General features: G+C 73.5%; 7 protein-coding genes and 1 pseudogene. 5 read left to right on the plus strand and 3 right to left on the minus strand.

From position 1 onward, the window contains the following. Window positions 1-97: 97 nt before the first annotated feature. The 3 genes from ABZ920_RS11845 to nirD are packed head-to-tail and all read left to right on the plus strand — an operon-like array spanning window position 98 to window position 4,353. Window positions 98-1,318 (plus strand): FAD-dependent oxidoreductase, encoded by a 1,221-nt coding sequence (locus ABZ920_RS11845; protein WP_361502045.1) that lies wholly within the window; start codon window positions 98-100, stop codon window positions 1,316-1,318. Next, window positions 1,319-4,003, plus strand: a complete 2,685-nt coding sequence (gene nirB, locus ABZ920_RS11850; protein ID WP_361502048.1) for a nitrite reductase large subunit NirB — start codon at window positions 1,319-1,321, stop codon at window positions 4,001-4,003. Then, a complete protein-coding gene (nirD, locus tag ABZ920_RS11855) occupies window positions 4,000-4,353 on the plus strand; it encodes a nitrite reductase small subunit NirD (RefSeq protein WP_361502051.1) in 354 nt (117 codons plus the stop codon). The genes nirB and nirD overlap by 4 nt, the downstream gene beginning before the upstream one ends. An 86-nt stretch (window positions 4,354-4,439) precedes the next feature. On the opposite strand, the gene ABZ920_RS11860 is transcribed toward nirD, so the two are convergent. From ABZ920_RS11860 to ppdK, 3 genes are all read right to left on the minus strand, one after another. Further along, window positions 4,440-4,568 (minus strand): hypothetical protein, encoded by a 129-nt coding sequence (locus ABZ920_RS11860; RefSeq protein WP_361502054.1) that lies wholly within the window; start codon window positions 4,566-4,568, stop codon window positions 4,440-4,442. A 133-nt stretch (window positions 4,569-4,701) separates the two neighbouring features. Continuing rightward, entirely contained in the window at window positions 4,702-5,619 is a 918-nt protein-coding gene (locus ABZ920_RS11865) for a hypothetical protein (protein ID WP_361502057.1), read from the minus strand. Between the two features lie 602 nt (window positions 5,620-6,221). Further along, complete coding sequence (gene ppdK, locus ABZ920_RS11870) at window positions 6,222-8,915, minus strand: pyruvate, phosphate dikinase (RefSeq protein ID WP_361502059.1); 2,694 nt, start codon at window positions 8,913-8,915, stop codon at window positions 6,222-6,224. A 1,238-nt stretch (window positions 8,916-10,153) separates the two neighbouring features. Here ppdK and ABZ920_RS11875 point away from each other — a divergent pair. Both ABZ920_RS11875 and ABZ920_RS11880 read left to right on the plus strand, forming a co-directional pair. Further along, the gene (locus tag ABZ920_RS11875) at window positions 10,154-11,815 is read left to right on the plus strand and encodes a hypothetical protein (RefSeq protein WP_361502062.1); all 1,662 of its coding nucleotides are present in this window, start codon (window positions 10,154-10,156) and stop codon (window positions 11,813-11,815) included. Window positions 11,816-12,569: 754 nt separating this feature from the next. Continuing rightward, window positions 12,570-12,973, plus strand: a pseudogene (locus tag ABZ920_RS11880) (hypothetical protein); the annotation flags it as partial.

Consider the following 12,973-nt stretch of genomic DNA (forward strand, 5'->3'; position numbering starts at 1 on the left):
CCCTCACACCCTCCCCCGCCACCCGCTGAGGGCAGCGTTCCCCGTGGGAAACAGGTGCGATGCGGCCGGGTAACGTCCGCGCCGCACGCTGCCGTGCATGACCTCGAACGCGCCCGTGGTGGTGATCGGCGCCGGACTGGCGGGTGTGACGCTGGCCCGGCGGCTCGGTGAGCTCGGCACGCCCGCGCTGGTCGTCGGCGAGGAGGAGCACCGCCCGTACAACCGGGTCCTGCTCGCCGAGGTGCTGGCCGGCCGCTACGCACCCGAGGTGATCGCCCTGCCCGCGCCGGCCGGGCTGGTCCGGGCCCGGGTCACCGGCATCGACCGTGCGGCGCGCGCGGTGCGCTGCGCGGACGGCTCGGTGATCGGCTACGGCACGCTGGTGCTGGCCACCGGTTCCAACCCGGTGCTCCCGCCGCTGCGCGGGCTGTTCACCACCGCGGGCCACGGCCTGCCCGGCGGCGTGCACGCCTTCCGCACCATGGACGACTGCCTGGGCCTGTCCGCGGCCGTCCGGCCGGGGGCGCGGGCGGTCGTCGTCGGCGGCGGGCTGCTCGGCGTGTCCGCCGCCCGCGCCCTCGCGCTGCGCGGCGCTCAGGTGGTGCTCGCCCAGCAGGCCGAGCGCCTGATGGAGCGCCAGCTCGACCCCGGCGCCTCGCGCCTGGTCCTGCGGCACCTGACGGACCTGGGCGTGGAGGTGCACACCGAGTGCCGGGTGCGCGACGTGCGCTGCCCGGGCGGCGCGGTCCGCTCGGTCGGCCTGGCCGACGGCTACGCCCTGGACGCCGACCTCGTCGTCCTCGCCTGCGGCGTCCGCCCGCGCACGGGCCTCGCCGAGGGGGCGGGTCTGCCCGTGGGCAGGGGCGTCCTCGTCGACGACGCGCTGCGCACCCGCGACCCGCACATCCGCGCCGTCGGCGACTGCGCCGAGCACGACGGCACCGTGTACGGCCTCGCCGCCCCCGCCCTCGAACAGGCCGACGTGCTGGCCCGGTCGCTCACCGGGGACGCCGGCGCCCGGTACCGGGGCACCCGTGCCCTCACCCGGCTCACCCTGACCGGCCCGGACACGCCCTTCGACCTGGCCGCGTTCGGCGAGGTGGAAGGCGGCCCCGGCGACGACGTCGTGCAGCTCGCCGACGCCACCCGCGGCACCTACCGCCGGGTCGTCGTCCGCGACGGCCGCCTGGTCGGCGGGGTCCTCGTCGGCGACGTCGGCACGGTCGGCACGCTCGCCCGCGCCTGGGAGGGAGCGGAGCCGCTCCCCGCGGACCGCGGCCCCCTGCTGCACCTGCTCACCAACGATGGAGGCTCCTGAATGACCGCCACCCCCGAGGCCACCCCCACGATCGTGCTCGTCGGCCACGGCATGGTCGGCCAGCGCTTCCTGGAAGCACTCGCCGAGCGCGGCCTGACCGCCACGCACCGCGTGGTCGTGCTGTGCGAGGAGCCGCGGCCCGCGTACGACCGCGTCCAGCTCACCTCGTACTTCGCGGGCAGGACGCCCGAGGACCTGTCCCTGACCGACCCGGGGTTCGTCGCGGACCACGGCATCGAACTGCACGTCGGCGACCCGGCGGAGAGCGTCGACCGCGCGGCGCGGACGGTCACCGCCCGCTCCGGGCTCACCGTGCCGTACGACGTCCTCGTCCTGGCCACCGGCTCCTCCCCCTTCGTCCCGCCCGTACCCGGCAGGGACGCCGAGGGCTGCTTCGTCTACCGCACCGTCGAGGACCTGCTCGCGATCGAGGCGTACGCGAAGGTCCGGGCGGCGAGCGGCGCGGTGGTCGGCGGCGGACTGCTCGGCCTGGAGGCCGCCGGCGCGCTCAAGGGGCTCGGACTGGACACGCACATCGTGGAGTTCGCGCCGCGCCTGATGCCGGTGCAGGTCGACGACGGCGGCGGCGCCGCGCTCCTGCGCACGATCGAGGAGAGGGGCCTGAGCGTGCACACCGGCACGGGCACCCAGGAGATCGTCGTGGGCGAGGACGGCGCGGTACGGGCGATGAGGCTGTCCGACGGCTCCGAACTCGCCACGGACATGGTGGTGTTCTCGGCGGGCGTGCGGCCCCGCGACCAGTTGGCCCGGGCCTGCGGGCTCGCGGTGGGCGAGCGCGGCGGCATCACCGTCGACGAGCGGTGCCGCACGGTCACCGACCCGCGCGTGTACGCGATCGGCGAGTGTGCGCAGGCCGCCGACGGCCGGGTGTACGGGCTGGTCGCGCCGGGCTACGAGATGGCGGAGACGGCCGCCGCGGCGATCGCGTCCGGCGGGACCGGGACGCCCGTGTTCACCGGTGCGGACCTGTCCACCAAGCTGAAGCTGCTCGGCGTGGACGTGGCCTCCTTCGGCGACGCGCACGGCACCACCGAGGACTGCCTGGACGTCGTCTACTCCGACTCCCGCTCCGGCCTGTACCGGAAGCTCGTCGTCGGCCGGGACGGCACGCTGCTCGGCGGCATCCTGGTCGGCGACGCGGAGGCCTACGGCACGCTGCGCGCGCTGACCGGCTCGGTGCCGCCGGTCGCGCCCGAGTCGCTGGTGCTGCCCGCCGGCGCCGGGGAGCCCGCCCGGCTCGGCCCGTCCGCGCTGCCGGACGAGGCGGTCGTCTGCTCCTGTCACAACGTCAGCAAGGGCACGATCCGCGGGGCGGTCACCGAGCACCGGTGCACCACCGTGCCCGAGGTGAAGAAGTGCACCAGGGCCGGCACCGGCTGCGGCAGCTGCGTCAAGGTGCTCACCCAGCTGGTCACCGCCGAGCTGGCGGCGAGCGGCGCCGAGGTCGACAAGGGGCTGTGCGGCTGCTTCGGGCAGACCCGCGAGGAGCTGTACGAGATCGTCCTCGCCCTGCGCGTCACGTCCTACCGGGACCTGCTGGACCGGTTCGGCCGCGAGGCGGCCCGGGGCGGCGACGGCTGCGAGGTCTGCAAGCCCGCGGTCGCCTCGGTCATCGCCTCCCTCGCCCCGGCCATCGGCGCGCACGGCTACGTCCTGGACGGCGAGCAGGCGGCGCTGCAGGACACCAACGACCACTTCCTCGCCAACCTCCAGCGCAACGGCTCCTACTCGGTGGTGCCGCGCATCCCGGGCGGTGAGATCGCCCCGGAGAAGCTGATCGTCATCGGCGAGATAGCACGGGACTTCGGCCTCTACACCAAGATCACCGGTGGCCAGCGGATCGACCTGTTCGGCGCGCGCGTGGAGCAGCTGCCGTCGATCTGGGCGCGGCTGGTGGACGCCGGCTTCGAGTCAGGGCACGCGTACGGCAAGTCCCTGCGCACGGTGAAGTCGTGCGTCGGGCAGACCTGGTGCCGCTACGGCGTCCAGGACTCCGTGCGGATGGCGATCGACCTGGAGCTGCGCTACCGGGGACTGAGGTCGCCCCACAAGCTGAAGTCGGCGGTCTCCGGCTGCGCCCGCGAGTGCGCCGAGGCCCGGTCCAAGGACTTCGGCGTCATCGCCACCGCGAACGGCTGGAACCTCTACGTCGGCGGCAACGGCGGCGCCACCCCGCGCCACGCGGACCTGCTGGCGCAGGACCTGTCCGACGCCGAACTGGTCCGGCTGATCGACCGGTTCCTGATGTTCTACATCCGCACCGCCGACCGCCTGGAGCGCACGAGCGCGTGGCTGGAGCGGATCCCGGGCGGCCTGGACCACGTGCGGGACGTGGTGGTGCACGACTCGCTCGGCATCTGCGCGGAGCTGGAGTCCCTGATGGCCGCGCACGTGGCGCACTACCGCGACGAGTGGGCCGAGACGCTCGGCGACCCGGACAGGCTCGCCCGGTTCGTGTCCTTCGTCAACGCGCCGGACACCCCCGACCCGGTCGTCGGCTTCGTGCCCGAGCGCGACCAGATGAAGCCCGACCTGCCGCTGCTGTCCCTCGGCCCGCGCCCCGGCGCTCCCGGCCGCGCCCGGCCGGGAGGGACGCCGCCCGCCGGCGCCGGTGACAGCGCGACGGCCCTGGAGGACGCCCTGGAAGGGAGCTCACGACGATGACCACGGCACCCACGACGACCGCCCCGAAGGTTCAGCTGCTGCTCGACGGCGACTGGTTCACGGTCTGCGACCTCACGGCCCTGCTGCCGGGCCGGGGCGTGGCCGCGCTGCTGCCGGACGGCGGCCAGGCCGCCCTGTTCCGCGACCGCCACGGCCGGCTGTACGCCATCGGCAACCGCGACCCGTTCACCGGCGCCGCGGTGCTCTCCCGCGGCCTGACCGGCACCGACCGGGGCCGCCCGTTCGTCGCCTCGCCGCTGCTGAAGCAGCGCTTCGACCTGGTCTCCGGGCAGTGCCTGGACGACCCGGCGGTACGGGTGCCGGCGTATCAGGTCCGCTCCGCCGGGTGAAGCGGAAGGGGCGGCACCCCCGCACAGGGTGCAAGACCGGCCCCCTGACCAGGGGCTCGGGGTCTGCCGCCCTTCCTGGGGCACTCTCAGGGCACATCACCCAGCGCGGCCTCCATCATGGCGGCGGTCCGATCTTCCTCCGCCTCCCACAGATGCGTGTAGACGTTCAGCGTGATCGACGGCTTGGCGTGACGGCACCCGGATCGAGGCGGCATTGGAGAAAACCCGTGTCCCGCGCACGACTCGAAAAAGATCCGGACTCAGCGGTCGTCATGAGCGCAGGCTGTGGGACTGCGCCGACAAGCAGCCATGGCCTTGCACACCGAACCGTGATCGCCCGGACAGTTCCTAGCCGACCAGGCGGCGGCGCCAGTCCAGGGGAGTGACGGTGATGGCCCGGCCGGGGTCATGGTCCCACTCGGCGTGGAGACCGACTGCTTCCAGTGCGGCCACGACCTCGTGGCCGATGGCTGCAGTGGTCTCGGACGAGCCGTCGAAGCCGCCGTAGAGGAGCGTCAGTCCGTGGCCGGCTGCGGCAGAGTCCGTGCACTGGGTGTGGAAATAGACGAAGCCGCGGGCGTCGGGCCCGCCTTCACCGCCGATCTCGGACTGGCCGCAGTTACGGCAACAGGTGAAGTTCTCGCGGGCCGTGATACCGGCATCCTGCAGGGCGGTGAACGCGCGGGTCAGCCGCTCAGGGTCCGTCTCGCCCTGCCACGTGGCCTGCTCCGCGACCCGCTCCACCCACAGTCGGTCGGCCAGCGACTGCGCCTGTTCGCGCGAGACGGGCCGGCGGTCCTTGGTGACCAAATACTCCTCAGCGAGCTCAGCCAGTTCGGCACGAGAGGCGTACCCGCCGACCAGCACCTCACCGACGCGCTTCTCCAACTCCTCGCGTTCGGCTTCGCCGAGGACGAGCGGCGGCACCTCGCGGGCGGGGCCCATGTCCAACAGCGACCAAGCCAGACCACCGTCCCAGCCGGCCTTCTGGCGTGCCCAGCCGGTAATCGCCGCGATCACGACCTCGGGCCCGTCGACCATCGCCTGGAACTGCCGGTCAGCGGCACCGTCGCGGTACTCCAGCGTGTAGTCACCACCGGCCTTGTGCCACACCTGGGCGAAGACGTCAGGCATGTCGGGTATCCGCTGGACCACCAGGAACCGGTCACCGTCACCACCGATCCGCCGGACCAGCCCTGCCAGCTCCTCGGCGGACACACGGACGTGCCGCTCCCAGTTCTCCGTTTTCACCACGATCTCGAGCATGCGGAGACTCTGACACACCCTTCTGACTGCAGACCTCCGGTCTTCGGCCGAGGTTTGACGACAGTCCCTGGAGCGCTGGCTCGCCGGCCCCGCCGTACCGGAACTTCTGTACCCAGGGCTGCCAGTCACTGGCCCGATACCAGCACGTGTCCGCTCGGCAAGGGCCGCCCGGACACGTGCTGATACAGACGCGGACACCTGTCGTGACAGCGCGCGATCGGACCCGGTCGCCCCCTTGAGGCCAATCGAGGGCACAACGGCTTCACGCTGGTTCAACGGCAGCCAACGCCAGCAAACGCCATTGCTCCCGGTCAGGGACGTAGCTTGACAGTCTCCGCAGATGACGCACGGAGAGGCGGCACCCCCGCACACAGGGTGCCGCCCCTTCTTCCGGACGCGCGGCGCCCCCGCACAGGGTGCCGCCGTTCCTCGCGGCTCCGGACGGAGTGGGCGCCCGGTGTGCCGCCTGTGGCACGCACACCGGGCGGGCTGCCCTTCTGTCCGGAGCTCTCGGGTGCCGGAGCCGTCGTCGCGTCGGTTGTGGTCGGGGCCGCGACGACGGCTCCGGGGCTCGCGCCGGCGGTGGCCCGCCGGCCGGCGGGTCAGCGGTGGTCGCTGCCCTCGGACTGGCTGGCCGCCCGGCCCGCCTCCAGGCGGGCGACCGGGATGCGGAACGGGGAGCAGGAGACGTAGTCCAGGCCCACCTCGTGGAAGAAGTGGACGGACTCGGGGTCGCCGCCGTGCTCGCCGCAGACGCCGAGCTTCAGGTCGGGACGGGTCGCCCGGCCCGCCTGCGCGGCGGACTTCACCAGGGAGCCGACGCCGTCCTTGTCGATGGTCTCGAACGGGCTGACGCCGAAGATGCCCTTCTCCAGGTAGGCGGTGAAGAAGCTCGCCTCGACGTCGTCGCGGCTGAAGCCCCAGACCGTCTGGGTCAGGTCGTTGGTGCCGAAGGAGAAGAACTGCGCGGCCTCCGCGATCTGCCCGGCGGTCAGCGCGGCGCGCGGCAGCTCGATCATCGTGCCGATCGCGAGCTTCAGTTCGGTGCCGCGGGCCTCCTGCACCTCGGCGATGACCCGGTCGGCCTCCTCGCGGACGATCTCCAGCTCCTGGACCGTGCCGACGAGCGGGATCATGATCTCGGCGCGCGGGTCGCCCTTCGCGGCCCTGCGTTCGGCCGCCGCCTCCGCGATCGCACGGACCTGCATGGTGAACAGGCCGGGGATGACCAGGCCGAGGCGCACGCCGCGCAGACCCAGCATCGGGTTCTGCTCGTGCAGGCGGTGCACCGCCTGGAGGAGCCTCAGCTCGTTCTCGTGCGGCTCCTGGCGGGACTCGGCCAGGGCCACGCGGACCGACAGCTCGGTGATGTCGGGCAGGAACTCGTGCAGCGGCGGGTCGAGGAGGCGGATCGTGACCGGCAGCCCGTCCATGGCCTCGAAGAGCTCGACGAAGTCCTGCTTCTGCAGGGGCAGCAGCTGCTTCAGCGACTCCTCGCGCTCGGCCTGGGTGTCCGCCAGGATCAGCCGCTCGACCAGCTCGCGCCGGTCGCCCAGGAACATGTGCTCCGTGCGGCACAGGCCGATGCCCTGCGCGCCGAAGCGGCGGGCGCGCAGCGCGTCCTCGGCGTTGTCGGCGTTGGCGCGGACGCGCAGGCGGCGCTTGCGGTCGGCGAAGGCCATGATGCGGTGCACGGCTTCGACCAGTTCGTCGGCGTCGTCGGCGCCGGCGTGCATCCGGCCCTCGAAGTACTCCACGACCGGGGACGGCACGACCGGGACCTCGCCCAGGTACACCTTGCCCGTCGAACCGTCGATGGAGATGACGTCGCCCTCCTCGACGACGTGCCCGCCCGGCACGGTCATCCGGCGGCGCTTGGTGTCGACCTCCAGCTCCTCCGCGCCGCAGACGCAGGTCTTGCCCATGCCGCGGGCCACCACGGCGGCGTGGGAGGTCTTGCCGCCGCGGGAGGTCAGGATGCCCTCGGCCGCGATCATGCCGTCGAGGTCGTCGGGGTTGGTCTCCCGGCGGACCAGGATCACCTTCTCGCCCGACCGGGACCACTTCACGGCCGTGTACGAGTCGAAGACGGCCTTGCCGACCGCCGCGCCCGGCGAGGCCGCGATGCCCCGGCCGATCTGGTCGACCTTCGCGCCGTCGTCGAAGCGCGGGAACATCAGCTGTGCGAGCTGGGCGCCGGTGACGCGCTGCAGCGCCTCGGCCTCGTCGATCAGGCCCTGGTCCACCAGCTGGGTGGCGATGCGGAAGGCGGCGCCGGCGGTGCGCTTGCCGACGCGGGTCTGCAGCATCCACAGCTGCCCGCGCTCGATGGTGAACTCGATGTCGCAGAGATCCTTGTAGTGGTTCTCCAGGGTCTCCATGATCTGCATGAGCTGGTCGTACGACTTCTTGTCGATCTGCTCCAGATCGGCGAGCGGCACCGTGTTGCGGATGCCGGCGACGACGTCCTCGCCCTGCGCGTTCTGCAGGTAGTCGCCGTAGACGCCCTGGTGGCCGGAGGCGGGGTCGCGGGTGAAGGCGACGCCGGTGCCGGAGTCGGGGCCCAGGTTGCCGAACACCATCGAGCAGACGTTGACGGCCGTGCCCAGGTCGTGCGGGATGCGCTCCTGGCGGCGGTACAGCTTGGCGCGCTCGCCGTTCCAGGAGTCGAAGACCGCCTTGATGGCGAGGTCCATCTGCTCGCGCGGGTCCTGCGGGAAGTCCCGGCCGGCCTCGGTCTTGACGATCTTCTTGAACCTGGTGACCAGCTTCTTCAGGTCGGCCGCGTCCAGCTCGGTGTCGACGGTGACGTTCTTGGCCTCCTTGGCCTTCTCCAGCGCGTCCTCGAAGAGGTCGCCGTCGACGCCGAGGACGGTCTTGCCGAACATCTGGATGAGGCGCCGGTAGGAGTCCCAGGCGAAGCGCTCGTCCCCGGCCTGCTTGGCCAGCCCCTGCACGGACTTGTCGGACAGGCCGATGTTCAGGACGGTGTCCATCATGCCGGGCATGGAGAACTTGGCACCGGAGCGGACCGACACGAGGAGGGGGTTGTCGGCCTGGCCGAGCTTCTTGCCCATCTTCTGCTCGAGCGCCTCGAGGTGCGCACTCACCTCGTCACGCAGTGCCGCCGGCTCCTCGCCGCTGTCGAGGTAGACCTTGCACGCCTCGGTCGTGATGGTGAAGCCGGGAGGGACCGGGAGGCCCAGGTTCGTCATCTCGGCGAGGTTCGCGCCCTTGCCACCGAGGAGGTCCTTGAGGTCCTTGTTGCCCTCGGTGAAGTCGTAAACGAACTTCACGCCCTCAACGCTGGTTCCGTGCTCAGCTACCTGGGGAACTTTGTTTTCCGACACGGGTCTCGACTCCTCGAGGACGCGGTGGCTGCCCTGACGGCGAGGAACATACCCAGATCAAAGGCTTGTGGGTATGTCCACCTGTGCGTCATGAGCCTGTAACCGATCGTCCGCCACCGGATCGAAAGTCAAGGCTTGGCAAGCCGTCCCGGCAGGATGTTTTCACTTCTTGAACGAATCAACGCTCGTAGACTCTTTCTTTCGCTCAGATGAGCACCCCTCTCCACGATTGTTTTCGATCGATGAACGATCAAGGGCTGGCACTGAGTGCCAGCCCTTGAGGAAGTGCAGTCGCCCAAGATCCGCTCATCTGAGCGCTACCTCTATCAAGGGTGGCGAGAATCACGCTGCCACAGCCGAGGGAATTTCACCATGCGGACGGCCGTGCGAACGGGAAAATGCCTCGTCATCGCCCTGTCACGGCACAGCCCCCGGACCGCGCCACACCGGACATCGACGCACAGGCCGGGCACCGTCGGGGCGGCGTCCCGGACCGATCGCGGCAGCCCGCCTTGCGCGGACCGCCGGGCGCCCCCGGCAACGGCCCCGGGGACCCGTCCTGGGGCACCCCGCCGGCCGCCGTACGGCCCCGCACGCGCCGTCGCACCCCGAGCGCCCGCGGCGGCGTCTACGCCCGCTCCGGCGGGTGCGCTGCACTACGAGCGCGACGACGATGACAGGCCCCTGACGGTCGCCGACGATGGCAGGACGGCGCCGGTCGCCGACGGCCCTCACCGATCCCGCCCACCCCGCCGCGAGGTCACCGCCTCCCGCCGGGCCGTCGGCAGTGCCCGCTGGTACGGCAGCCCTCGGACGTGTCGCGGCGCGGCCCGCCGATACGGCAGCTTCGGGCGCGCTGCGGCGCGCCGGCCGCGCCGCCCGTGGTCATCGGCACCCCGGGCGTCAGGAGCCTGACGACGATCGCCCGCGCCGACCGGTGACCTGCTGAAGCGGACCCCGCGTCACCGCCCGCCCCCGGCCCGCCAGTTGCCGCAGTGACCGGGCGCTTGCCCGGCCCGCAGCTCCGCACGGGCCTCCCGTCTTCCGCCGGGCCGTGCGGTCGTGCGCCCCCCTTGCGCTTCCCAAGTCCGCATTCCCCAGTGCCTTCTGCGGGCCGGTCAGGCGTAGCCTCGCGGTACCCGCCGCCGAACCGATCGGCCGGACGTCTTCCGGGGGGCCACCGAGTGGACCGCACCGCCCAACTCGCCGCCGGCCGCGCGGGAGACGCCGCACCCGCCGGCGCCACGTCCCCGTCCGCCCTCCGCGGCTCCGCGCCGCCGGCCGGCCACCCGCCCCTCGCACCCGCTCCGCCGCCGGCCGGGGCGGGACAACTGCGCGCCCGGGCCGCCCGGGTGCTGGAGGACAACTGGACCGGCGCCTCCACGGTGCCCTCGCGCGGCCTGTACCCGCACCAGTGGTCCTGGGACTCCGCGTTCGTCGCCATCGGCCTGCGGCACCTGTCGCCGTCACGGGCCCAGACGGAACTGGAGACGCTGCTGGACGCCCAGTGGGGCGACGGCCGCGTCCCGCACATCGTCTTCAACCCCTCCGTCCCGCTCGACGCCTACTTCCCGAGCCCCGACTTCTGGTGTTCCACCACCGCCGGGCGCGCCGCGGGCGCCCCGCGCACCGTACAGACCTCGGGGATCGTGCAGCCGCCGGTGCACGCGCTGGCCGCCTGGCTGGTGCACCGCGCCGACCCGGCCCTGTCGTGGGCGCGCGGCTTCCTGGCCCGGGTGTACCCGCGGCTCGCGGCCTGGCACCGCTATCTGCTGCACCGCCGGGACCTGGGCGGCGGCGGGCTGGTGTCCGTGGTGCACCCCTGGGAGCAGGGGATGGACAACAGCCCCTGCTGGGACGCTCCGCTGGCCCGTGTCACCCCGGCCCCGGCCCGCTCGTTCCGCCGCGCCGACCTCGACCACGGCACGCCCGGGGACCGGCCGACGGACCTGGACTACGGCCGCTACGTACGGCTGGCGGCGGACTACCGCGACCGCGGCTACCAGGACGGACCGGGCGATGCGGGCGGTCGTCCGGGCGGTCCGGGCGGTCCGGGGGAAGTGAGCGGCGCGGACGGTGCGCGCGGCCGGCCCGCGTCGCCGGCGGCGGGCGCGTTCGCGGTCGAGGACCCGGCGTTCAACGCCCTGCTCATCGCCTCTGAACACGCGCTGGCGCGGATCGCACGGGAGCTGGGGGCGACCGGCACGGCCCGGCACGCACGCGCCGACCGGCTGACGGCGGCGCTGGTGGAGCGGCTGTGGGACCCGGCGGAGGGCCTCTTCTTCTGCCGCGACGTGTGCGGCGGGGAGCCGGTCCGCGAACGTTCCGTGTCCGGCCTGGTCCCCCTGCTGCTGCCCGGCCTGCCCCGCGAGGTCGCCGCCGCCCTCGTGCGCACCCTGTGCGGGCCGCACTTCGGGCTGGGCGGCGCCACCCGCCTGGTCCCCAGCTACGACCTGCTCGGCAAGTCCTTCGACCCGCACCGCTACTGGCGGGGACCGGCCTGGTTCAACACGAGCTGGCTGGTGGAGCGCGGGCTGCGGGCGCACGGCGAGCGGGAGCGGGCCGACGCGCTGCGGGACGCGGTCGTGGGAACGGCGGACGCGAGCGGGTTCGCCGAGTACGTCGACCCGTACACCGGTGAGCCGTGCGGTGCCCTCGGCTTCGGCTGGACCGCCGCGCTCGCGCTGGACCTGCTGCACGACCCCGACCCCCTGCCGCACGACCCGGACCCGGACGGCGCGTTGCCGGCGGGCGCCGGGACGCGCGGCGGGAGCACGGGGACGGGCGCCGAGGGCGCGGGGACACCTTCCCGGACCGGCCGTTCGTGCGCTACGCCCCCGACGTGAGCGGGTGACGGCTCACCGTGGACGGCCCCGTGCCCCGGACACCAGAACCGGTCACGGACGGCGGGACGGCGAACTGTGTCCCCGTGCGGCGCGGAGGACGCACGGAGTCGCACGGACACGCTCCCCGGTGAACAGGCCGCCTCCGGCGGCGCGTTCGCCGAGGCGCCGAGGGTCTCCGGCCGGTCCGAGCGGGGTGCCGCAGGAGCGGGAGTGAAAGGGGAAGCGGGAGTCCGCCCGCCCCGGTCCGCGCACGTGGGCACGGCAGTCTCCCGCCGGCAGCGCGGCCCGGCGCTTCCCGGCACCGGGCCGTCGCGGTACGGAGGACCGGCTCATCCGCCCGCCGCCGCCTTGCGGCGCTCCGCCCAGGCGCTGTCGAACCAGGCCGGGCACGAGCGGCACCACCGTCCGCGCCCGTCCACCGTCCGCAGCGTAGGGCTCGGGCCCGACGCCGGCCGCAGGGTGCCGTACGGACGGGACAGCCCGGCGGCCGTCGGGGACGGCGGGCTGTCCCCTTATCCGCCGGTACGGACACACGGCGCGGCCCGGCGAACCGATCCCGCACCGGCCGCCGGGCCGGCATCCGGCCCCGCTGTGACGGGGCGGCCCCGGCCGGCCCTTGGCGAGGCGTTTGCCGGGTGTTTGCCGGGCGGCGTGAACGGGGGCCGGGGCCCGGCCGTACGGGACGACGGCGGGCCCCGGCCTCCCCGCGAGGCCCGCCACACCACCACGGTCTCGCACGGAAGGACCCCCCGGGTTGCCTCAGCACACGAGCACGCGCCAGTCACCGGACACGACCGGGGTCACCGCGAACGAGGCCGCACCGCCGGACACCCCCGGGGAGGCCGCCCCAGCGGACACCCGCGCAGCGGACCTGCCCGAGAAAGACGGCCGGGAGACCCGAGCGCACGGGGACACCACGACGACGGACGCCCCCGCGGACGAAAAGGCCGCACCGCCGGACACCCCCGCGAAGGCCGCCCCAGCGGACACCCGCGCAGCGGACCTGCCCGAGAAGCACGGCCGAGAGCCCCGGACGCACGGGGACGCCACGACGACGGACACCCCCGCGGACGAAAAGGCCGCACCGCCGGACACCCCCGCGAAGGCCGCCCCAGCGGACACCCGCGCAGCGGACCTGCCCGAGAAGCACGGCCGAGT

This window comes from Streptomyces sp. NPDC046831 (genome assembly GCF_040645305.1).
Classification (GTDB): Bacteria; Actinomycetota; Actinomycetes; order Streptomycetales; family Streptomycetaceae; genus Streptomyces.

Coding starts and splice junctions, on each gene's coding strand:
- ABZ920_RS11860 (WP_361502054.1), bottom strand. CDS start 4,568: ATGCCGCCTCGATCCGGGTGCCGTCACGCCAAGCCGTCGATCACGCTG.
- ABZ920_RS11865 (WP_361502057.1), bottom strand. CDS start 5,619: ATGCTCGAGATCGTGGTGAAAACGGAGAACTGGGAGCGGCACGTCCGT.
- nirD (WP_361502051.1), top strand. CDS start 4,000: ATGACCACGGCACCCACGACGACCGCCCCGAAGGTTCAGCTGCTGCTC.
- ABZ920_RS11845 (WP_361502045.1), top strand. CDS start 98: ATGACCTCGAACGCGCCCGTGGTGGTGATCGGCGCCGGACTGGCGGGT.
- nirB (WP_361502048.1), top strand. CDS start 1,319: ATGACCGCCACCCCCGAGGCCACCCCCACGATCGTGCTCGTCGGCCAC.